Raw genomic sequence first — 22583 nt, 5'->3', positions numbered from 1 at the left:
ACTTGAGTACGGCAAGGTGAAGCTGACGTGGTTTGAATTTGATTTTCGAAGAGTATTAATGATAGATAAACTGGTCAGGATCTTACTCCTGACCTTTTTCTTTTGCAAAATGACAAAAATATTAAACTTTTTGACAAAGATACTTGTCAAAAATAAAAAGATGTGTTACAATGAAATCAAGTTAAGAAAAGTATAGCAGAAAGGAACGATTATGTGGGCATTAGAATTTGTACCTCTTATGATAATCTTTTATCTCGACCATACCCAAAAGGTCAAGAAACTAGGAAATAAAATCAAAAAGTTTGAGCGAAAAGAGAAAGGAAATACAGAAATGTCAAGATTATTAAAAGAAATGATTGGGAGAACGCCGGTCATCGTTGGACAATTATTTGGAACAGATAACTGGGAAGTTGTGGATGTTGATGAGGAATGGGTCAAGCTACGACGTGTAGATAAAAAGGGAAAAGAAAAATTCAAACTACAACGCATTGAGGATATCCAAACAATTCAATTTGACGGAGAGTAGGTGTGTGACATGCAACTAAAAAATCGTCTAAAAGAGCTTCGGGCTCGCGATGGCCTGAATCAAACCGAACTGGCCAAGCTAGCTGGCGTGTCCAGGCAAACCATCAGTTTGCTAGAACGGGATGAGTACACGCCATCCATCGTCATTGCCCTGAAGATTGCTCAGATATTCCATGAGCCAGTCGAGTCAGTCTTTCGCTTGGAGGAGGATAAGTGATGAACAAGTATAAAGTGATTTATTATCTATGTATAGTTGTGTTTATCGTGAATCTTTTGGCTATGATTGGAACCCTATTTGGTTGGTTTACAATCGTCGAAAGTAAGTATCTCTTCTGGATAAATTTAGTGCTACTATTAGTCTTTAGATGGGTAGAGAGAAAGATAAAGTTTAAAGAGATCGTAAAAGGAGAAAAATTATGAAAGAATTTTTAGCAGGTTTTCAAGTAGATACTGAGAACAAAGAACTTGCAGGTGTCTGTGCAGGTATAGGAAATTATTTTAACATCCAGACCAATATCGTTCGTTTGGTGACAGTCTTCTTGTTTCCCTCTTCGACGGAGATTGGGATTATAACAGTTGTTCTCTATGCTTATCTAGCAGGTTGGCTTGAGAGAGTTCCTTTAGAAGAAGGGGCGAAAAAAGCAAGAAATCAAGCTATTCTCTTGTTTGCTGTTTGTTTGCTTTTGGTGTCACTTGGAACAGAAGGTTTGACAGCTATTTTTGAATCAGGTAAAGCCTTTGGTCAGTGGTTGGCTGGATTGGTTTAGAAAGAGGTTAAAAGATGGAAAAGAAACGTGGATTATTATTATTTTTAGCAGCTGTTGTCTTTGGAGGTTTCTTGGGCGGTTTTGTAGGGATGTATAAGGCCGGTGCCGAATCCTACGAAGTTATTTTAGATGTAAAAGTCTTGATACCCTGGATATCAACTATTTGTTTACTGTTAGGTTTCATTAGCATTCTTTTGACGTTCAATTTCCTAAAGAAAAGCAGAAAATTTCATTCCTTGTATCAAGAGGAAATGGATGATGACCTGAATGAAATCTATTATGTGCAAATGTACCGGAATCTTGAGTTTGGTAACATTGCTTTTAATATTACAAACGTAGCGATTTTATTGGCTCTCTTTATTTCAGCAAGTGAAGTGGTTATACTAAATAGAAGCAATCTAACCTTATCTCTTTCTTTTTTGGGATTAGTGTTAATTTTTAATGCTCAAAAATATCTTTATAAAACCATTGCGATTGTTCGTCAGTTTGATTTGGCATTTTTCTCTACACCAAGGGATGTCATGGACTTTATCAATTCTTACGATGAAGGGGAGCGCCAGGCTAATTTGGAACAGAGTTTTCGGATTTTATTCCAATTACATCAGTATGTCTTGCCAGCTTTGTACTTTCTGATTGCTCTCTTTTCTTTACTGACAGGAGAGATTCAGTTACTAGCCTTCTTGCTCGTAGGAGCAATCCATATTTATATCAATGTGATGCAGTTACCTATGGTAAAACGCTATTTTAAATAAAGGAGTTTCTATGATTCGTGTTGAAAATGTAAGCAAAAATTTTGGGAGCAAAAAAGCCCTTCATCAGATTTCTTTTGAGATTAAGGAGGGTGAAATCTTTGGTTTTCTTGGTCCTTCTGGCTCAGGTAAAACAACTATGATCAATGTCTTAACAGGCCAGTTGACTGCAGATCAAGGTAACACAATTTTGTTAGGCAAGAATTCTAAAGATTTAACCTCAAATGATTTGGAACAAATCGGTATAGTTAGTGATGGCAGTGGTTTTTATGAAAAGATGAGTCTTTACAAAAATCTTCTCATTTACGCTAAGTTATATGGCCTCAAGTCAGATAGAGTAAATCAGGTGCTCCAACAGGTTGGATTGGCAGATGCTAAAGATATTATCGCAGAAAAACTATCTACAGGAATGAAACAACGAATGTTCTTGGCTCGTGCCCTTCTTAATGCTCCTAAGATCCTCTTTCTAGATGAGCCAACCAGTGGGCTAGACCCTACAACATCTAAGATGATTCATACCCTACTTCAAGAATTAAAACAGGCGGGGACAACTATCTTTCTGACCACGCATGATATGAATGAAGCAACTTTGCTTTGTGATCGCTTATCTCTTTTAAATAAGGGAAATTTAATAGAGTATGGAAGTCCACAAGAGATTATTCAAAAATACCATGTGGATAAGAAAGTACGTGTAGGTTATAAAGATGGAAGAGAACAAATAGTTCTGTTTGAAGAATTGCCGCATTTAGACACGACAGATTTGATGGTTGTTCACTCTTGTGAGCCAACTTTAGAAGAAATCTTTATCAGATTGACAGGAGAAAAGTTAGATGTTTAGAAAATTAAATGCCCTACTATGGTTAAGAGTGCAAGTTCTTATTAGCAATTCAACTTTGTTAGCAACTTTATTGATGCCCTTTGGTATTGCTGTTTTATTAAATGAATTTTTAAATAAGAATGGAGAAGTGAGCCTATTTTTACTATCTGCTAGCTTGACGATGGTCTTGAGCATGGGAAGTGGTTATATGGTATCGATTATGATGGCAGAAGATAAGGAAAAACGAAATCTCAAATCACTTATTCTAAGTGGTGTGACAGCAACAGAATATACTTTCAGTATGCTCGTTCTTCCTATTTTGATAATGTTGCTTGCTATGATTGTACTTCCCATCTATCTTAAAGTAGATGTATCTGGTTATTTATTTGCCTATGCTATCTATTTGCTCCTAGCAACTATTTGTATTATTTTTCTCAACCTTCTAATCGGTGCAGTATCAGATACTCAATCTAAAGCGCAAGTCTATAGTATCTTTCCTATGTTCATTGTTTCTTTTTTACCTATGATTGCTCTTCAAAATGATACGGTTCAAAAACTGTTGGACTATTCTTTTATCGGTCCTTTTGTAGGTCTATTAAAAGAAGGTGGAGGAGAATTGTCTCTGGGAAATCTTGGTCTTTTATTGTCATGGGTCCTTGTTCTAGGCCTAGCATGTCTCTTTGAATTGAAAAATAGTTATAAAGGAAAATAGGAGAATCTTATGAAAACACTTCAAAATATCGGTTGGTATAGTCTTACTTTCTTATCATTTATTATGGTCTATAGTTTTATTCAGGGCGTAGGCTTAGAAGCCATGAAAATGGGTGCGCCTGAATATGTTGCTGTTCCAATTTATGTCTTATTAGCAGGAATTTTCACCTTCGTTACCTACAAGTGGTATAAGACAGGAACCGTTACGATTGAAAAAACAGCCCTTAACAAATACATCTGGTTGCCTGCCTTGGTATGGGCCCTTGTCATTGTTGCTCAATTCTTTTTGCCAAATGATCCATCAGTCAGTCAACAGATGGCAGAACAATTGACTCATAGTCAACCTCTCTTCTCTTTCTTTATGATAGTGGTCTTTGCGCCTCTGACAGAAGAATTAACCTTTAGAGGTATGTTGGCTCGTTTTGTCTTCCCACAACAGGATAACCTTAAGCAGACAGCTCTCTTTCTTCTTGTAAGCACTGTAATTTTTGCACTTGTCCATTTCCCTACTTCTCCTCAACAATTTCTAGTTTATAGTGCGCTTGGGTTTAGCATGGGATTGGCTTATATCAACAAGGGTGGTCTGGCTTATAGTATGGGATTGCATGCCTTGAACAATTTAATTTCATTTGTCATGATAATGATGCTATAATAGACTCAGGAGGAAGTCATGAAACGAGTGATATTATTAGCAGTGATTCAGGCAGTTGTTCTCTTCTTCATTATTGGAGCGCTTGCCTATGCTTTTAAAGGGGATTTCTTTTATAATAATCTAGCAGTTATTTTTGCACCAATTGCAGGTATTATGCGATTTGCGACAGCCTATGCAACGGAGATTGTTCTCCCTAAAAAGGCTGCAGAGATTGCTGAAAAGCGTAAAAAATAAAGAAATTCCAAGTAAAATAAGATCCAGCGAATGACTTTGCTGGATTTTTTCATTTATAGCAGGATTCTTCTCAACTTTTCTGATGATTTTCATGAAGAGCCTGCGCTTTTATGGTAAAATAGTAACAGAATAAAAGAGGAGAGAAAACATGAAACGTAGTATGTATGCTGGTCGTGTTCGTGAGGAGCACATCGGACAAGAAATTACCTTGAAAGGCTGGGTTGCCCGTCGTCGTGACCTTGGTGGTTTGATCTTTATCGATCTTCGTGACCGTGAAGGAATCATGCAGTTGGTTATCAACCCAGAAAAAGTATCTGCAGAGGTGATGGCAACAGCTGAAAGCCTTCGTAGTGAATTTGTCATCGAGGTTACTGGTCAGGTTGCTGCACGTGAGCAGGCCAATGATAAGTTGGCGACTGGCTCAGTTGAATTGAATGTAGCAGCTCTTACTGTACTTAATACAGCCAAAACAACACCATTTGAAATCAAGGATGGCATTGAAGCAAACGATGATACACGTCTACGTTACCGTTACCTTGACCTTCGTCGTCCAGAAATGTTGGAAAATCTTAAACTTCGTGCCAAGGTAACCCATTCTATCCGTAACTACTTGGATGAGTTGGAATTTATCGATGTAGAAACACCATTCCTTTCTAAGTCAACACCAGAAGGGGCGCGTGACTATTTGGTGCCATCTCGTGTTAATAAAGGGCATTTTTACGCTCTTCCTCAAAGTCCGCAGATTACAAAACAGTTGTTGATGAATGCTGGATTTGACCGTTACTACCAAATCGTTAAATGTTTCCGCGATGAAGATTTGCGTGGTGACCGCCAACCTGAATTTACCCAGGTCGACTTGGAAACTTCATTCTTGACTGAGCAAGAAATCCAAGATATCACAGAAGGCTTGATTGCGCGCGTGATGAAGGAAACAAAAGGGATTGAAGTAACGCTGCCATTCCCTCGTATGAAGTATGATGATGCTATGGCTCTTTATGGTTCTGACAAGCCTGATACTCGTTTTGAAATGTTGCTTCAAGACTTGACAGATCTTGTCAAGGGTGTAGATTTCAAAGTCTTCTCAGAAGCTCCTGCGGTTAAAGCCATTGTAGTTAAAGATGCAGCAGACAACTACTCTCGTAAAGATATTGACAAGATGACAGAGGTAGCCAAGCAGTATGGTGCTAAAGGTCTTGCTTGGGTCAAGGTAGTTGATGGCGAATTAAACGGTCCAGTTGCAAAATTCTTGACTGGTATCCAAGCAGACTTGACAACAGCGCTTGGTCTTGAAGATAAAGACTTGGTTCTCTTTGTGGCTGATACGCTTGAAGTAGCTAATGCAACACTTGGAGCCCTTCGTGGACGTATTGCTAAAGAATTAGGCTTGATTGATCAGGATAAATTTAACTTCCTTTGGGTTGTTGACTGGCCAATGTTTGAATGGTCTGAAGAAGAAGGCCGTTATATGAGTGCCCACCATCCATTTACTCTTCCTCAAGCAGAAACTACTCATGAGCTTGAAGGTGATTTGGCTAAGGTTCGTGCTATTGCCTACGACATCGTTTTGAACGGTTATGAGCTTGGCGGTGGTAGCCTTCGTATCAACCAAAAAGAACTCCAAGAACGTATGTTCAAAGCTCTTGGCTTCTCAGCTGAAGAAGCAAATGACCAGTTTGGTTTCCTTTTGGAAGCTATGGATTATGGCTTCCCACCACACGGTGGTTTGGCGATCGGTCTTGACCGTTTTGTCATGTTGCTCGCTGGAGAAGAAAATATCCGCGAAGTCATTGCCTTTCCTAAGAACAACAAGGCAACTGACCCAATGACGCAAGCACCATCAACAGTAGCTCTTAAACAATTAGAAGAATTAGAGATTCAATTGAAACCCTCTGGCTATAAAATTTGAAATATTGAGTAGAACAAGATGAAACAAACGAAACTAACTAAAAAGTGGAATCATTATCTTCGCCGCTTTGCTTATCGAGTAAAGATTTTGCGTGTTTTACAAAGTATTTCTCGAGAAAAATACGATGAAAAAATCTCAGCTTCTCTGGTATATGGTTTTCTATCAGCAGTAGCTGTCAATTTCTTTTTCCAACCAGGGCACGTTTATTCAAGTGGTGCGACAGGTTTGGCTCAGATTATATCTGCCCTTAGTAACCACTGGTTTGGGTTTCATTTCCCAATCTCAGTAGCATTTTATGCCATCAATATTCCTCTCATGATTTTGGCTTGGTATCAAATTGGACATAAGTTCACAATTTTTACATTTATCACGGTATCCATGAGCTCGCTCTTTATCCAGTTTGTGCCGGTGGTGGTCTTGACAGAGGATCCAATCATCAATGCCCTTTTTGGTGGAGTTGTCATGGGACTGGGAATTGGATTTGCACTACGTCATAACATCTCCAGTGGCGGAACAGATATTGTCAGCCTAACCATTCGTAAGAAGACAGGTCGTAACGTCGGAAGTATCTCTTTCTTGGTGAACGGTACAATCATGTTGATTGCAGGAGTGACCTTTGGTTGGAAATATGCCCTTTATTCCATGATTACCATCTTTGTATCAAGTCGTGTGACAGATGCAGTTTTCACCAAACAAAAACGCATGCAGGCTATGATTGTCACTAGCAATCCAGATGCCGTCATTGAGAAGATCCATAATAAATTGCATCGTGGAGCCACTATGATTCATGATGCTGAAGGAACCTATAACCACGAACGTAAGGCTGTTTTGATTACGGTTATCACTCGTGCAGAGTTCAATGATTTTAAACTGATCATGAAGCAAGTTGATCCAACAGCCTTTGTTTCTGTTTCAGAAAACGTTCATATCCTAGGCCGATTTGTTGAAGTCGAAAACTAATCAATTATAAAAATAGATTACAAAAAACCAACTCTAAGCAAAAGATGTTAGAGTTGGTTTTTCTTATTTTTCAATGATTTCATGTGCAATCACTTGACGATAGCAGATTTGACGATTTTCTTTGACATCATTAATGATTTGAAGAATCGTCTCAAACGAAGTGCGGCCGAGAGCAAGACTATTAATATTGACATAGGCCGCTAGGTTTAATCTTGGGTTAACAGAGTCAAAGCTGAGAACAGGGACATTAAGCTGATGTTCGTTGAGGTAGTTACAAACACCTTCCGCTAAGAGGCTATCTGTTGTGATAACAGCATCGGTTTTTGGATCGTATTCAAAAAGTTGTTTGCTAAATTTATATCCCTTTTCTTCAAGAAATTCATCAGCGAAAAAGGTACGATGACTATCAAGAGATAGTTTGTGTTCTTGGAGGGCTTGCTCGTAACCTGTTAGACGATCCTGCGTAACGTAGAGTTTCTTGGTACCACCGATGAAAGCAATGCGGCTGCATCCTTTTTTGATGAAGTATTCTGTCGCATCAAAACCAGCTTGAATATTATCATTGTCAACAAGCGAAATGAAGGGTGATAGTGATTTGCCAAGGATGAGGAAGGGAAATTGTTCTTCAGTAACGAGTTTAACCAAGGGGTCATTTTCTTGGGCATACAAGAAGATAAGACCGTCTACACGCTTTCCATAGACCATCTGTGAAATTGCATTTAAGCGCTCTTTTTCGTCTTTTCCAGTTGCAATCTGGATAGCATAGTGATTTTCTGAAGCAATTTGTGCAATCCCTCTAAGGACAGAAGGAAAGAAAGGATTTTGATAGAAAACGTCTGAATCATCTGGAAGAACCAAGCCGATAACCTGCGTATAACTACTAACCAGGCTTCGGGCATTGAGGTTAGGATGGTAGTTGAGTTCTTTCATAGCCTTTCGAACTCGTTTTTTGGTTTCATCGCTAATGGTTGATTTGTTTTGAATAACACGGGTTACGGTTGAGGGTGAGACCCCTGCAGCCTTGGCCACGTCTTTAATCGTAACAGGCATAATAATCTCCTACTTATGGTAGTCTGGATCACGGAAATGCGTTTTGTAAAAGATAGTGACCAGGTATAGAACAAATAAAATATTTTGAACAGTAATCAAAGTTGCCATGTTTTGCCCCAAGAGACCTAGAATCATGGCAAGTAAGGTTGGTAATCCTAAACAGTTCAAAATGAAATGATAGCACTCTTTGTAGCTTTTAAATGAAAAGAGACGCGATTTTTTCGTGAAGTAGAGCAAGAGGCTAGCACCTAAAGCAACAATAAAAAAATTAAGTCCAAAGAGGAAGCTAGAACCAAGCACAAGAAAGAGACTAATATAGACGCGATTCTGTTGATACCAGTCTTTAGAAATGGCTTGTGTTAAGCTTTCCTTGCTTTGGAAGCTCTCAGTCGTTATCGCGTGATAGCGAATGCTGGTCAATTCTTTTCCTTGCTTGCTGATGATGAGTTTCTCAGGTTCAAAGTTCAGAAGTAATTCCTCAGGGAGGTTTGAACTAGAAGGGTTTCCGATTTGGATAGAAGCTTGATGAGGAGATGAACCTGTATAGCTCAACTTACCATCTACAATCTTTGCATTGGCAGCCAAATCCTGAACCACACTATCCGTCAAAGGAGTGTAGACATCATCGATGAAAGTTTCTAAAGGATAAGTTTCCTGAGAACTGTTCTGGATGGCAATAGGGACCATAGACAAGCTAATCAGGAAAATACTGGTAAAAATCAGTTGAAACCAGTTGAGACCAAAACGTTGAGGTAGGGGCTTACGAAATCCCCAAATACTATTAAAATAAGAAAATGGATATGGTAACATAAATCTCTTTCTATAGGCATTTTTCTATATGAGTATTATATAGAGAAATGTATTTTATTTCAAGCAGGGGAGACAAATCCTTGTTAAAAGTAGACTTTTAATAAAAATTATCAACTAACCATGAGGGGATTTTAAATAAGTTCTTGTTTTTCATCAGACTATATAAGCACAAGTTCAAAAAAGAAAAAGGGTGGCGGGGGTATATTACCCCTTGTCGCCACCGCTTGTAAGTCCTGAAACGAAGTTCTTTTGCAAGAAGAAGAAAAGTGTACAGATTGGAAGAGCGATGAGGATAGCACCTGCTGAGAAGTAGGCAATCTTCAAGTTCTTCGCATTGCTAACGAAGGTTTGTAGACCTACGGCAACTGTAAAGTATTCTTTCTCACGAAGCAAGAAACTAGAGAGGATATAGTCTCCGAAAGGTCCCATGAAGGCCCAGAGTGCTTGTACAGCAACCATTGGGCGAACGAGAGGGAGAACGATTTGCCAGAAGCGGCGGAAGTGTCCTGCACCATCCAGTTTTGCAGACTCATCAAGAGACATTGGCACGGTGTCAAAGTAACCTTTCATGAGCCAAGCATTCATTGGGATACCTCCACCAACGTAGAGGAAGATGAGGAACCAGCTGTGGTTAAGGGCGTTCAACATAAGTGCCATAACGAAGAAGGCAGTCAAAGCGGCCATTGTTGGCACCATTTGGATAATCAAGAAGAAGACCAAACTTTGTTTACGAGCCAAGAAGTTGTAACGGCTATAAGCATAACCAGCAAGTACGATAATACTTGTTTGCACAACCATGGTAATCAAGGCAATAATCAAAGTATTGAGGTACCAAGTACCGTATAAGGTTTCAGTGAAGAGTCCTTTAAAGTTATCAAAATTAAAATCGATGTTGCTGTCTAGTTTAAAGGCTGCCACGTTACCTGCCTTGAAGGCTGACATGATAGTAATCAACAGTGGATAGATAATCACGATTGAAAGGCCAATCAAGTAAAGGTAAGTAAGGGTTTGAGTCAGTCTACGTTTGAGTTTAATTGAGTTATTCATCTTAGACGTCCTCCATATCAAATGCGTGTAGTTTCTTGAATGCGATCATAGAGATTGAGATGACAATGATAGAAATAATCAAGGTAACAGCTGCCGCCATTGAGTATTGAGGTGATGTACCTGTTGTCAAGCGGTAGATCCATGAGATCAAGATATCAGTTGAACCAGCTCCCCCTCCGACAGTACCAGGTCCTCCACCATTGAAGAGATACATGATAGAGAAGTTGTTAAAGTTGAAGGTGTATTGGCTAATCAAAGTAGGTGCTGCAACAGCCAAGATCATTGGGAAAGTGATGTTGCGGAATTTTTGCCAAGCATTGGCACCGTCAATATAAGCTGCTTCGTAAAGGTCGTTAGGAATAGATTGCAAGATACCCAAAGTCAAAACGTAGATATATGGGAATCCAAGCCAGCCTTGCATCATAATCAAGGCAACCTTAGTCCAAGTTGGGTCTGTTTTCCAAGGAATAAGCGCCCCATCAAGGAAAGGAAGAACCTTAGCAAAGAGAGGGATAACTTGGGTATTGATTGCTCCAACACTATCGTTAAACATGTTTGAGAATGTCAAGATAGTGATGAAGGCTGGGACAGCCCAAGGAAGAAGGAAAATAACACCAAAGATACGTTTTCCTTTGATAAATGGTTGGTTAGCAATGATAGCTGTGAAGATACCAATCACGATCTGTAAAGTTGAGGCAGATAAAGCCCAAATGATAGTCCAAGAAAGAACAGAACCAAAGGCAGAACGGAAGGTGCTCAAGCTCCAAATGTTTGTAAAGTTGGTCAAACCAACCCAGTCTAACAATTTGTTTGGTGGCAAGTGTTGGAAGTCATAGTTTGTGAAGGCAATCATCAAGGTTACGACAACGGGGAAGATGATTGCAAAGGTCATGGCAATATAAGACGGAATAATCAAGAGATAAGGGAAGCCATTTTCATAGATTCCTTTGATCATATCTTTTAGCGTAAGTGGTACTGGAATTCCATTGTTAATACGTTTTGCGATAGTATGTGCATCTTTAATATTTGAGAAATAAAAGAGTACATAAACGACTACAAAGATTAAATGGAAGGCACCACGAATCAGCATGAAGAGGGAATTATCACGACCTGGCTTGTCACCAAGAGTAATGAGGTTGCTCAATTCAGGGGCTGCAAGTGCTAGGAAATAAAGGACAAATACGATGGTTACACCAAGGAAGATAAAACCTTTTGCCTTTTGTTTGTTGTAAATCTGTCCTAACCCAGGAATGAGAGACAGCAGTGCTGCTTTACTAGGTTGTTGCTTTTCCATAATAACTCCTTTCATAGGATACTGGTTTCTAATTAAAACCTAAACTATATATGTTTTCTATTGATAAATTCAAAGGGGGATTTGAATTCCACCCCCCTTGAACAAATTTTTTATTCACCAAATTTTTGTTTGATTGTTTCTTTGATCAATGTTACAGCATCGTTTGCAGCTGTCTTAGCATCTTTCTTACCACTTACAGCTTCAAATAGCATTGTTTTAGCTGGGTCCCAAACAGCTGACATTTGAGGGATGTTTGGCATTGGTTGAGCGTTTTGGAACTGTTTGATAACAGCTGTTGTCAACTCATCGTTTTTACCTTCAGCATATGAACGAGCCTCAGTGTTAGCTGGGATTTCGTTAGTTTTATCGTAGAAGGCTTTTTGTTCTTCAGTTGAAACAAGGAAGTCTACAAATTTTTGAGCAGCTTCAAGGTTCTTAGTACTTGATGGGATGATCCAAGCTTTACCACCACCGAATGTTTCATAGTTTTTACCGTTTGGAAGAGTTGGGATAGTCGCAACACTGTAGTTTACTTTAGCATCTTTGAAGGCCTGAGCTTTCCAAGGACCATCGATGATAGCAGCTGTTTTACCTTCTTGGAATTGAGTTTGGATTAGGTTTGGAGCTCCTTCTGTATCTTGCATACCTTTAGGCCATTTTTCGTACCAAGTTTTAGCGTAGTTGATAGCAGTGATAGCTCCTTCGTTTGCAAGTCCGATATCTTTAGGATCTTTACCGTTTTGGCCGAATACGTAACCGCCGTTACCAGCAAGAAGTCCGTATGCATAGTAGAAGTTTGTCCAGTCAGCAAGGAAGGCAGTTGTTTTACCATCTTCACCAGCGAAGGCATATTTGCTATCTTTAGCAAGTTCTTCTAATTCAGCAAAAGTTTTTGGAGCTTCTTTAATCAAGTCTTTATTATAGTACAAAACAAGTGACTCGATAACAGCAGGAGCACCGTAAACTTTACCGTCAGCAGCTGTTACAAGAGATTTAGTTTTATCATCTGTTTTAGCACCGTCGCTCAATTTCACTTCTGAAAGTTGTCCGTCTTTACCAAGGCTACCTACTCGGTCGTATGGTGCCATCATAACGTCAGCAGCTTTACCAGATTGGTTATCTAGAGAAAGGTTATCGAGACCACCCATTTGGTCTCCTGTTTTGATAGTAACTTTTACTCCAGCTTCTTTTTCGTAAGCTTGTGCAGCTGATTCAGCAAATGCTTTATATTGGTCTTCAACGTATAAAGTAAGTTCTTTACTTTCAGATGAACCAGAATCAGCCGCTTTATCAGCAGTTTTGCTTCCGCAAGCTACCAAAAGCAAGCTAGCAAGAGTAGCAGTACCAAGTACAGCTGCGCTCTTCATGAATTTAGTTGACATAGTGTATTCCTCCTAAAGAATAACAAATTTTAATTTCGAGGAAACGCAAACGTTTTCCCTTATAACCTTAGTATAGCACAAACAGAAAACGGTTGCAAGCATTTTTTTGAAAAAAAATTAAAAAGCTTGTGACTGGATAATTCCTAAAATTGTTTGTATATATAGAAGAGAAAGATGTAATCATGAAAATTTTGATTCAAAAATAATTGAAGGGAAACGATTGCATGATTAGGATGATGATTAAAAGGGTATTGAAAATAAGAATATAGTAACTTGAAAGTTTGTCAAAAAAGATTAAACAATAAAAAGTTTTTTAAAAACGCTTGCATTTATTTTAGAAATGGGTTATACTTTAAATAGCGCAAACGTTTGCGCACAAATTTGAACAATTAATTAAAAAACACTTGAGGTGCTATTATGAAGAAACGTCAAAGTGGTGTGTTGATGCACATCTCATCACTTCCAGGAGCTTACGGAATCGGATCATTTGGTCAAAGCGCCTATGATTTCGTTGACTTCTTGGTTCGTACAAAGCAACGTTACTGGCAAATCCTTCCTTTAGGAACAACGAGCTACGGAGATTCTCCTTATCAATCCTTCTCAGCCTTTGCTGGGAACACTCATTTTATCGATTTTGATATCTTGGTTGAGCAAGGTTTACTAGATGCTAGTGATCTTGAAGGGATTGACTTTGGTAGCAACCCAACTGAAGTTGACTACGCTAAAATCTACTATGCACGTCGTCCGCTTCTAGAGAAAGCTGTCAAACGTTTCCTTGAAGCCGGAGATGTCAAAGACTTCGAAAAATTTGCTCAAGAAAATCAATCATGGCTTGAACTATTTGCAGAGTATATGGCTATCAAGGAGCATTTTGATAATCTTGCTTGGACAGAGTGGCCAGATGCAGATATTCGTGCGCGTAAAGCTTCAACTCTTGAAAGCTACCGTGAGAAATTAGCTGACAAGCTTGTTTACCACCGCGTAACCCAATACCTTTTCTTCCAACAATGGTTGAAATTGAAAGCATACGCTAACGAAAACCACATCGAGATTGTGGGTGATATGCCAATCTATGTTGCTGAAGATTCAAGCGATATGTGGGCAAATCCACACCTCTTTAAAACAGATGAAAATGGGAAAGCAACTTGCATCGCAGGATGCCCACCAGATGAGTTTTCTGCGACTGGTCAGCTTTGGGGTAACCCAATCTATGACTGGGAAGCAATGGATCGCGATGGTTACAAATGGTGGATTGAACGCTTGCGTGAAAGCTTTAAAATCTACGATATCGTGCGTATCGACCACTTCCGTGGATTTGAGTCTTATTGGGAAATCCCAGCTGGTTCTGAAACAGCGGCACCTGGTAAATGGGTGAAAGGACCTGACTACAAACTCTTTGCAGCGGTTAAAGAAGAACTTGGTGACTTGAACATTATCGCTGAAGATCTTGGATTTATGACTGATGAAGTCATCGAGCTTCGTGAGCGCACTGGATTCCCAGGAATGAAGGTCCTTCAATTTGCCTTCAATCCAGAAGACGAAAGTATCGACAGCCCACACTTGGCACCAGCAAACTCAGTTATGTATACAGGAACACACGATAATAACACTGTTCTTGGTTGGTACCGTGATGAGATTGATGATCCAACTCGTGAGTACATGGCACGCTACACAAACCGTAAAGAGTACGAAACAGTGGTGCACGCTATGCTTCGTACAGCCTTCGCATCAGTAAGTTTCATGACGATTGCAACTATGCAAGATTTGCTAGAGTTGGATGGTTCAGCTCGTATGAACTTCCCATCTACTCTTGGTGGAAACTGGTCATGGCGTATGACAGAGGATCAATTGACTCCTGCTGTCGAAGAAACTTTGCTTGACTTGACTACAATTTATCGCCGAATCAATGAAAATTTGGTAGAATTAAAGAAATAAGACATTATCAGGAGACATAAAAATGTTACCATTAAAAGAATTTGTACAAAATCGTTACAATAAATCTATCGCAGAATGTAGCAATGAGGAGCTTTACCTTGCTCTTCTTAACTACAGCAAACTTGCAAGCAGCCAAAAACCAGTGAACACTGGTAAGAAAAAAGTTTACTACATCTCAGCTGAGTTCTTGATTGGTAAACTCTTGTCAAACAACTTGATTAACCTTGGTCTTTATGACGAAGTTAAAAAAGAACTTGCTGACGCAGGTAAAGAGTTGATCGAAATCGAAGAAGTAGAATTGGAACCATCACTTGGTAATGGTGGTTTGGGACGTTTGGCAGCCTGCTTTATCGACTCAATCGCTACACTTGGTTTGAACGGTGACGGTGTTGGTTTGAACTACCACTTTGGTCTTTTCCAACAAGTTCTTAAAAACAACCAACAAGAAACAATTCCTAACGCTTGGTTGACTGACCAAAACTGGTTGGTTCGCTCAAGCCGTAGCTACCAAGTACCATTTGCACACTTCACATTAACATCTACTCTTTACGATATCGATGTACCTGGATACAAAACAGCTACTAAAAATCGCTTGCGTTTGTTTGACTTGGATTCAGTTGACTCTTCTATCATCGAAGATGGTATCAACTTTGATAAGACAGACATCGCTCGCAACTTGACTCTTTTCCTTTACCCAGACGATAGCGACAAACAAGGTGAATTGCTCCGTATCTTCCAACAATACTTCATGGTTTCAAACGGTGCTCAATTGATCATCGATGAAGCAATCGAAAAAGGAAGCAACTTGCATGACCTTGCTGACTACGCAGTTGTACAAATCAACGATACGCACCCATCAATGGTGATTCCTGAGTTGATCCGTCTTTTGACTGAACGTGGTATCGAACTTGATGAAGCAATCTCTATCGTTCGTAGCATGACTGCTTACACAAACCACACAATCCTTGCTGAAGCCCTTGAAAAATGGCCTCTTGAATTCTTGGAAGAAGTGGTTCCTCACTTGGTACCAATCATCAAAGAATTGGACCGTCGTGTTCGTGCTGAATACAAAGATCCAGCTGTTCAAATCATTGATGAAAACGATCGTGTACACATGGCCCACATGGATATCCACTATGGATACAGCGTAAACGGGGTTGCCGCTCTTCACACAGAAATTTTGAAGAACTCAGAGTTGAAAGCTTTCTACGATCTTTACCCAGAAAAATTCAACAACAAAACAAACGGTATTACTTTCCGTCGTTGGCTCATGCATGCTAACCCAAGCTTGTCTCACTACTTGGATGAAATCCTTGGCCGCGAATGGCACCATGAAGCTTCTAAATTGGAAGACCTTCTTTCATACGAAGACAAGGCTGCTGTCAAAGAAAAATTGGAAAGCATCAAAGCCCACAACAAACGTAAATTGGCTCGTCACTTGAAAGAACACCAAGGTGTGGAAATCAATACTAACTCTATCTTTGATATCCAAATCAAACGTCTTCACGAGTACAAACGCCAACAAATGAACGCTTTGTATGTTATCCATAAATACCTTGACATCAAGGCTGGTAACATCCCTGCTCGTCCAATCACAGTCTTCTTTGGTGGTAAAGCAGCTCCTGCCTACACAATTGCTCAAGACATCATCCACTTGATCCTTTGCTTGTCAGAAGTGATTGCTAACGACCCAGCAGTTGCACCACACTTACAAGTGGTTATGGTTGAAAACTACAACGTTACTGCAGCAAGCTTCCTTATCCCAGCATGTGATATCTCAGAACAAATCTCACTTGCTTCTAAAGAAGCTTCAGGTACTGGTAACATGAAATTCATGTTGAACGGAGCTTTGACTCTTGGTACTATGGACGGTGCTAACGTGGAAATCGCTGAGTTGGTTGGAGACGAAAACATCTACATCTTTGGTGAAGATTCAGAAACTGTTATCGACCTTTACGCAAAATCAGCTTACAAATCAAGCGAATTCTACGCTCGTAAAGCGATCAAACCATTGGTTGACTTTATCGTGAGTGACGCTGTTCTTGCAGTTGGTAAGATTGAACGCTTGGAACGTCTTTATAACGAATTAATCAACAAAGACTGGTTCATGACTCTTCTTGACTTGGAAGACTATATCAAAGTTAAAGAGCAAATGTTGGCTGACTACGAAGACCGTGACGCATGGTTGGACAAAGTTATCGTTAACATTTCTAAAGCAGGATTCTTCTCATCTGACCGTACAATCGCTCAGTATAACGAAGATATCTGGCACTTGAACTAAGATATATAATTTAATAGTTATTACACTATCTAGCAAAAAAGCGAGTTTCAATTGAAATTCGCTTTTTTGAATGTTATGGATTTGAGGTTGACTGGTCTCAAAAGAAAAAATAATTTGTCAATAATTTCTAGACTTAAAAATCAAACCTAGAGAACACTAAGAAGGTTGGTTGTACTACCTTTAAGCCTAAGGTTCTTCTTAGCTGTTACCTTAAATTTATTGCATTCGCTTACATAAAGTATTATAATATGATTATAGGAAAGAAGGTGTTTATATGTGGAAAAAATATTTTTCAAAATACAAATGGACGGATTTATTTTGGATTCTTTTTGTAATTGGGGCATGCCTCTTGACGGGTAATAGTTCTTCGTTTCCACTGACTCATCAAGAAATCTCTTTTCATGGATGTTGTTATGGGGTATCACTTGCCTTATATCACTTGCTATTTATTGATAAATTTTTCATTTCAAATCGAAAATAAATGGAGAGGTCAAAATTTTTTATACTTTTCGAAAAGACAGTGAAAAATCGTGTTTTAAACCCGCATCTCAAGAAGAGGTGCGGGATTTGTAGTATCTCAAAAATTTATTTACAGTGCTTTTCCGACCAGAATCTCTGCTTCGATGGTAATCTCTGTCAACTGACTCCAGTCAATCTTGCTTTGATTGACGTGAAAGAGGAGGGGGGTCATGCTGAGTAAGGCCTGTCTTTGCTCTGCGGTGATAGGCTTGGTCAGGGAAGCTATCTGACTAGATTGAACGCTGAAATGTTCCTGGAAATGTTCCTTGATATCTTGATTGGAATAGTCCTTCTTTGTCAGCTGCTCCTGTACCCTTTGGCGGATTTCCTTGAGGTGGTTTTCAGTCGGGATGACCTTGATTAAGATACCGTTTTGGGATAAAACTCTGCGAAATTCACCATAGTTAGCAGGGGAAAAGATATCAAGCAGGATATCCATGCTAGCGTCTTTTATAGGAAGTCGAGCCAGGTCGCCAACGAACCAGTTGACTGTCCAGTTGGTTTCACTTTTAGCAGCGATTTGGACCGAGTCTTTTGAAATGTCAAAGGCATAAAAGGTTTTATCAGAGTGACTTTCTTGGAGTTTACGAGAGTAGAAGCCTTCGCCACAGCCGATATCTAAAATTGTTTTGGCAGTTTTTGAACTTGCAATTAAATCAGAGATGGCATCTAGAATAGCTTGGTAAAAGCCAGCTTCTAGGATTTGCTGGCGATTTTGAAAGTTTTCTTTATCGTAGTTGGCGGATTGTTTGATTTGAGGGGCAAGATTGACATAGCCGAATTTTGCTAGGTCAAAAGAATGCCGATTCTCACATTTAAGACTAGGCTCTACCAAGGTCAGATTTTCTTGGCAGATAGGGCAGGAAAAGGCAGTCGCAGAAGCAAAACGCTGGAGTTTTGGTTTGAGGTTTGTATTCATAGTTTAAGTGTATCAAAAGAGGCAAATGAAAGCAACTTTAGGAATAAGTAGATGGGAGATTCAGTAGAAATAAAACTAGTTCTCCAATTTATAGAATAAAATTGCTTTTATATCTAAATTTCTATATAATAATGATAAGGAGGAAATAAGTATGTTAAAAGAAGTATTAACCGTTGCAAAAGTTGCGAAAAAATCATCACTCTTTTTGGGTGGTGTCGCATTTGGTACCCTTGGCTTGAAAATCTTAGCAAGTAAGGAAGCTAAAAAAGGTTATTCTAAAGCTTTGGCTAAGGCTTACAAGTTGAAAGACGGGCTAGATGCATCTGTTTCTGTTGTGAAACAACATGGAGACGATGTCTTGCAAGATGCCAAATATTTGTACGAGCAAGAGAAAAAAGAAGAGCAATTAGATAGCCTTATAGGAGAATAATATGTCTTTTAAAGTGCTACATAGAGGATACCAACATATCCGACTATCATCTTCTTTTTCACTCACCTTGGATATTCAAGACTATCTTCGTTCCTTGGCGAGAGATGAAAAGGGGATTGAGTCTATCCAGTTTTACATGGATCAACAGCACTTTACTCTACGTATAAAAGAAGGCTTTTCTGTATTAGATAATGCAGAAGCCTTTTTAAAAAGAATTGATAAAGGGAAAGTTTCTGAGTTGATGACTCTTCCCATTCGTAGAGAAGAGAGTGCTTATTCTATTGTTTCAGGTGCAGCGATTAAGCGTATACTTTTTCGTAGTTTTGTGCCGTATCCTATTCGCTATATATGGACTTGTTATCAGGCTTTTGGCTATATTAGAGAAGCCTATCAAACACTAGCGCGTAAGGAACTAACGATGGAGGTCTTGGACTGTTCGGCGATTTTATTGTCCTTGTTTATGAACCAATCCAAGACAGCTAGCAATATCATGTTTATGCTTGATTTGGGGAATCATTTAGATCAGTGGTCCTTGAAAAAAACTGCAACAGATTTAGAACAAAGCCTTCTTGCAAAAGAGAGCGATGTATTCTTAGTACAGGGCGATACGGTTGTTAGTATCAAGAGTTCCGATGTTCAAATAGGAGATGTCTTGGTCCTATCTCAAGGAAATGAAATTCTGTTTGATGGACAAGTAGTTTCAGGTTTAGGTATGGTCAACGAAAGTTCCTTGACGGGAGAGAGTTTTCCAGTTGAAAAAAGAGAGTTTGATTCGGTTTGTGCAAACACAGTCTTGGAGACTGGGGAGCTACGCATTCGTGTAACCGATAATCAGATGAACAGCCGTATTTTACAGCTGATTGAGTTGATGAAAAAATCTGAAGAAAACAAGAAAACGAAACAACGCTATTTCATCAAGATGGCGGACAAGGTCGTCAAATATAATTTCTTGGGGGCTGGGCTGACTTACCTATTAACGGGTTCTTTTTCTAAGGCTATCTCTTTCCTATTGGTCGATTTCTCCTGCGCTTTGAAAATCTCTACTCCTGTAGCTTATTTGACAGCTATCAAGGAGGGGTTGAACCGTGAAATGGTGATTAAGGATGGAGATGTTCTGGAGAAATACCTGGAAGTTGATACTTTCTTGTTTGATAAGACGGGAACGATCACAACTAGCTATCCGATAGTTGAAAAGGTGTTACCTTTTGGAGACAATAGTGAGGAAGATATTCTCAGAATCAGTGCCTGTCTTGAGGAACACATTTATCATCCTATTGCTAATGCCATCGTCAAGCAAGCCGAGATAGAGGGAATTGAACATGAGGAAATGCATGGGAAACTCCAATATATCGCAAGTAAGGGGATCAAATCTCATATAGATGGCCAACCAGTTCTTATTGGGAATTATGTCTTGATGCAGGATGAGCGGATTCATATCAGTTCAGAACAAAATGCTTTAATTGAAGAGTACAAGAGTCACTACAATCTCTTATTCTTAGCCTACCAGAATGAATTGATTGGAATGTTCTGTATTCATACTCCTTTAAGAAAAGAAGCAAAAGCAGCCTTGGAGAAACTTAAGGCACAAGGGAAAAAATTGATTCTGGCAACAGGGGACACCTTGGTTAGAACAGAGGAATTAGTCAAAGATTTGCCCTTTGATCAGATCTATACAGACTTAAAACCTGATGGGAAATTTGAGTTAGTAGAGGAACTGCAGAAAGCAGGTCACACTATTTTGATGGTTGGAGATGGATTGAATGACTCAGCGGCTCTAACCCTATCAGATATCGGTGTGGTGATGAATGAGAGTGCAGATATTTCTAAGCAGATGAGTGATATCTTATTGTTAGATAATCGCTTGGATTTCTTCCAAGAGTTGGATTCGCTATCATCATCTTTGCAAACACTCATCAAGAAGAATATTCAAGATACCGTTGTCGTAAATAGTAGTTTGATTGGCTTTGGCTTGTTTAACTGGCTCAGCCCTTCAAATCTTTCTATCTTACATAATCTAACAACCTTACGCATAGTCTTGCGTAGCCTGTCTATTAAGGCTAGATAGATGTGGTTATCAACAACAAAAAGGAGTTACCTTTCTCGAGGGTAACTCCTTTGTTTATAGGTAAATGTTTAACAATTTAGTAAGTCAATACAAAATATTTCTTCTTACCACGGCGGATAACAGTGAGTTCGTTCTCTAACTTATCTGCGTCACTCAAGACATAGTCAAGGTCCTGGATGCGGTCGCCGTTGACATAGATAGCTCCATTTTGAACATCTTCACGGGCTTGACGTTTTGAGTTAACCACACCAGAAGATACGAGGAGTTCCACGATGTTGTGGTTTTCGTCTGCTTGTACTTGGTAGTTTGGCACACCACGAAGCCCTTGTTTGAGTTCTTTGACAGAAAGGTTTTTGATATTTCCTGCAAAGAGTTGCTCAGTGATGTTGAGAGCTTCTTTGTAGGCTTCTTCACCGTGAACAAGTGTTACGACTTCACGAGCGAGAACTTTTTGAGCCAAACGTTCGTGTGGCGCCGCTTCAAATTGTTTACGGATGTCTTCAATCTCATCAAGTGACAAGAAGGTAAAGATCTTCAAGAAGCGAACAGCGTCAGCATCCATGACGTTCATCCAGAATTGGTACATTTCGTATGGAGAAGTCTTTTCAGGGTTGAGCCAAACAGCATTTCCTTCAGATTTACCAAATTTCTTACCAGTTGCGTCTGTAATGAGTGGAACAGTAATCACGTGACCAGTCTTGTCAGCCTTACGACGAATCAATTCTGTACCGGCAGTCATATTTCCCCACTGGTCAGAACCACCGATTTGAAGGGTTACATTGTGCTCTTGGTTAAGAACGAAGAAGTCATACCCCTGCATGATTTGGTAGGCAAACTCAGTGTAAGAAATCCCTGTTTCAATACGTTTCTTCACAGACTCCTTGCTCATCATGTAGTTGACAGTGAAGTATTTCCCGATATCACGGAGGAAGTCAATGAAGCTGATGCTGCCAAACCAGTCGTAGTTGTTGACCATGACAGCTTTATTTTCACCATTTTCAAAGTCAAGAAAGCGAGAAAGTTGTCCTTGGATAGACTTGACCCAGCCATCTACTGTGTCTTTTGTTTGGAGACTACGCTCAGCATCTTTGAAGGACGGATCTCCGATGAGACCTGTAGCACCGCCAACGAGCGCATATGGTTTGTGACCTGCTAACTGCAAGCGACGACTTGTCAAGATTGCGACAAGGTGACCTAGGTGAAGGCTGTCAGCAGTTGGATCGTAGCCAGTATAATAAGAAACTTGACCTTCTTCTAGGGCTTTACGCAAAGCTTCCTCATCAGTCGTTTGAAAAATCAAACCACGCTCTTTTAGCTCATCAAAAATGTGCATGTGTCTTTTCTCCTTTGTAAAATATTGTTTCTACCTATTGTACCACAAACTTGGTAAATAACCTAGTAAAATCGGGAAGAAAGTTGCTACTTGGACTTTTTTGGAAACGAGTGAAATATGGTATAATAGCACTAGCTTATACTCAATGAAAATCAAAGAGCAAACTAGGAAGCTAGCCGCAGGTTGCTCAAAACACT

General features: G+C 39.5%; 22 protein-coding genes and 1 pseudogene. 16 read left to right on the top strand and 7 right to left on the bottom strand.

Features of this window, described 5'->3' with window-relative positions; genetic code table 11:
* The first annotated feature begins 58 nt into the window (after nucleotides 1-58).
* The 11 genes and pseudogenes from ADM33_RS11820 (at nucleotide 59) to ADM33_RS01205 (ending at nucleotide 7321) form a co-directional block, all read left to right on the top strand.
* Nucleotides 59-526, top strand: a pseudogene (locus tag ADM33_RS11820) (hypothetical protein).
* A gap of 9 nt (nucleotides 527-535) precedes the next feature.
* Nucleotides 536-742: a helix-turn-helix transcriptional regulator gene (locus ADM33_RS01250; protein ID WP_049502834.1), complete on the top strand. Its 207-nt coding sequence runs from the start codon at nucleotides 536-538 to the stop codon at nucleotides 740-742.
* Nucleotides 742-945 carry a hypothetical protein gene (locus ADM33_RS01245; RefSeq protein WP_049502833.1) on the top strand — a complete coding sequence of 68 codons (204 nt, stop codon included), beginning with the start codon at nucleotides 742-744 and terminating at the stop codon, nucleotides 943-945. Before ADM33_RS01250 ends, ADM33_RS01245 begins: the two co-directional genes overlap by 1 nt.
* A complete protein-coding gene (locus tag ADM33_RS01240) occupies nucleotides 942-1292 on the top strand; it encodes a PspC domain-containing protein (protein WP_049502832.1) in 351 nt (116 codons plus the stop codon). The genes ADM33_RS01245 and ADM33_RS01240 overlap by 4 nt, the downstream gene beginning before the upstream one ends.
* Nucleotides 1293-1306: 14 nt before the next feature.
* The gene (locus ADM33_RS01235; RefSeq protein ID WP_049502831.1) at nucleotides 1307-2044 is read left to right on the top strand and encodes a DUF3169 family protein; all 738 of its coding nucleotides are present in this window, start codon (nucleotides 1307-1309) and stop codon (nucleotides 2042-2044) included.
* Nucleotides 2045-2054: 10 nt separating this feature from the next.
* A complete protein-coding gene (locus ADM33_RS01230; RefSeq protein WP_049502830.1) occupies nucleotides 2055-2879 on the top strand; it encodes an ABC transporter ATP-binding protein in 825 nt (274 codons plus the stop codon).
* Nucleotides 2872-3570: an ABC transporter permease gene (locus ADM33_RS01225; protein WP_049502829.1), complete on the top strand. Its 699-nt coding sequence runs from the start codon at nucleotides 2872-2874 to the stop codon at nucleotides 3568-3570. The genes ADM33_RS01230 and ADM33_RS01225 overlap by 8 nt, the downstream gene beginning before the upstream one ends.
* Before the next feature lie 9 nt (nucleotides 3571-3579).
* The gene (locus tag ADM33_RS01220) at nucleotides 3580-4221 is read left to right on the top strand and encodes a CPBP family intramembrane glutamic endopeptidase (protein ID WP_049502828.1); all 642 of its coding nucleotides are present in this window, start codon (nucleotides 3580-3582) and stop codon (nucleotides 4219-4221) included.
* 18 nt (nucleotides 4222-4239) lie between these two features.
* Nucleotides 4240-4455, top strand: a complete 216-nt coding sequence (locus ADM33_RS01215) for a hypothetical protein (RefSeq protein ID WP_000832173.1) — start codon at nucleotides 4240-4242, stop codon at nucleotides 4453-4455.
* Nucleotides 4456-4603: 148 nt separating this feature from the next.
* A complete protein-coding gene (gene aspS / locus ADM33_RS01210) occupies nucleotides 4604-6361 on the top strand; it encodes an aspartate--tRNA ligase (protein ID WP_049502827.1) in 1758 nt (585 codons plus the stop codon).
* Nucleotides 6362-6379: 18 nt separating this feature from the next.
* The gene (locus tag ADM33_RS01205; RefSeq protein WP_049502826.1) at nucleotides 6380-7321 is read left to right on the top strand and encodes a YitT family protein; all 942 of its coding nucleotides are present in this window, start codon (nucleotides 6380-6382) and stop codon (nucleotides 7319-7321) included.
* A gap of 63 nt (nucleotides 7322-7384) precedes the next feature.
* On the opposite strand, the gene ADM33_RS01200 is transcribed toward ADM33_RS01205, so the two are convergent.
* The 5 genes from ADM33_RS01200 to ADM33_RS01180 all read right to left on the bottom strand — a co-directional run bounded on the left by ADM33_RS01200 (nucleotide 7385) and on the right by ADM33_RS01180 (nucleotide 12904).
* Entirely contained in the window at nucleotides 7385-8371 is a 987-nt protein-coding gene (locus ADM33_RS01200) for a LacI family DNA-binding transcriptional regulator (protein ID WP_049502825.1), read from the bottom strand.
* Nucleotides 8372-8380: 9 nt separating this feature from the next.
* Nucleotides 8381-9181 (bottom strand): DUF1189 domain-containing protein, encoded by an 801-nt coding sequence (locus ADM33_RS01195; protein ID WP_049502824.1) that lies wholly within the window; start codon nucleotides 9179-9181, stop codon nucleotides 8381-8383.
* Between the two features lie 204 nt (nucleotides 9182-9385).
* Entirely contained in the window at nucleotides 9386-10228 is an 843-nt protein-coding gene (locus ADM33_RS01190; RefSeq protein WP_049502823.1) for a sugar ABC transporter permease, read from the bottom strand.
* A 1-nt stretch (nucleotide 10229) separates the two neighbouring features.
* Entirely contained in the window at nucleotides 10230-11522 is a 1293-nt protein-coding gene (locus ADM33_RS01185) for a carbohydrate ABC transporter permease (RefSeq protein ID WP_000414976.1), read from the bottom strand.
* Nucleotides 11523-11632: 110 nt separating this feature from the next.
* Entirely contained in the window at nucleotides 11633-12904 is a 1272-nt protein-coding gene (locus ADM33_RS01180) for an extracellular solute-binding protein (protein ID WP_049502822.1), read from the bottom strand.
* A 417-nt stretch (nucleotides 12905-13321) separates the two neighbouring features.
* Between ADM33_RS01180 and malQ the strand changes: the two genes are divergently transcribed.
* The 3 genes from malQ (at nucleotide 13322) to ADM33_RS11670 (ending at nucleotide 17601) form a co-directional block, all read left to right on the top strand.
* A complete protein-coding gene (gene malQ / locus ADM33_RS01175) occupies nucleotides 13322-14839 on the top strand; it encodes a 4-alpha-glucanotransferase (protein WP_049502821.1) in 1518 nt (505 codons plus the stop codon).
* Between the two features lie 22 nt (nucleotides 14840-14861).
* Nucleotides 14862-17120 (top strand): glycogen/starch/alpha-glucan family phosphorylase, encoded by a 2259-nt coding sequence (glgP, locus tag ADM33_RS01170; protein WP_049502820.1) that lies wholly within the window; start codon nucleotides 14862-14864, stop codon nucleotides 17118-17120.
* 274 nt (nucleotides 17121-17394) lie between these two features.
* Nucleotides 17395-17601: a hypothetical protein gene (locus tag ADM33_RS11670; protein ID WP_049502819.1), complete on the top strand. Its 207-nt coding sequence runs from the start codon at nucleotides 17395-17397 to the stop codon at nucleotides 17599-17601.
* Between the two features lie 108 nt (nucleotides 17602-17709).
* Here ADM33_RS11670 and ADM33_RS01160 read toward each other — a convergent pair whose 3' ends face one another.
* Complete coding sequence (locus tag ADM33_RS01160) at nucleotides 17710-18558, bottom strand: putative RNA methyltransferase (protein ID WP_049502818.1); 849 nt, start codon at nucleotides 18556-18558, stop codon at nucleotides 17710-17712.
* A gap of 151 nt (nucleotides 18559-18709) precedes the next feature.
* On the opposite strand from ADM33_RS01160, the gene ADM33_RS01155 reads away from it, so the two are divergent.
* Together ADM33_RS01155 and ADM33_RS01150 are read left to right on the top strand one after the other, a co-directional pair.
* Nucleotides 18710-18988 carry a DUF6110 family protein gene (locus tag ADM33_RS01155; RefSeq protein WP_000910910.1) on the top strand — a complete coding sequence of 93 codons (279 nt, stop codon included), beginning with the start codon at nucleotides 18710-18712 and terminating at the stop codon, nucleotides 18986-18988.
* Nucleotide 18989: 1 nt separating this feature from the next.
* The gene (locus ADM33_RS01150) at nucleotides 18990-21053 is read left to right on the top strand and encodes a heavy metal translocating P-type ATPase (RefSeq protein ID WP_049502817.1); all 2064 of its coding nucleotides are present in this window, start codon (nucleotides 18990-18992) and stop codon (nucleotides 21051-21053) included.
* 76 nt (nucleotides 21054-21129) lie between these two features.
* On the opposite strand, the gene tyrS is transcribed toward ADM33_RS01150, so the two are convergent.
* Nucleotides 21130-22386 carry a tyrosine--tRNA ligase gene (gene tyrS / locus ADM33_RS01145; RefSeq protein ID WP_049502816.1) on the bottom strand — a complete coding sequence of 419 codons (1257 nt, stop codon included), beginning with the start codon at nucleotides 22384-22386 and terminating at the stop codon, nucleotides 21130-21132.
* Between the last annotated feature and the right edge of the window lie 197 nt (nucleotides 22387-22583).

It is taken from the genome of Streptococcus oralis (genome assembly GCF_001075875.1).
Classification (GTDB): Bacteria; Bacillota; Bacilli; order Lactobacillales; family Streptococcaceae; genus Streptococcus; species Streptococcus oralis_I.
The sequence above is the reverse complement of the archived record's forward strand: the minus strand, read 5'-3'. Positions and strand labels throughout refer to the sequence as shown.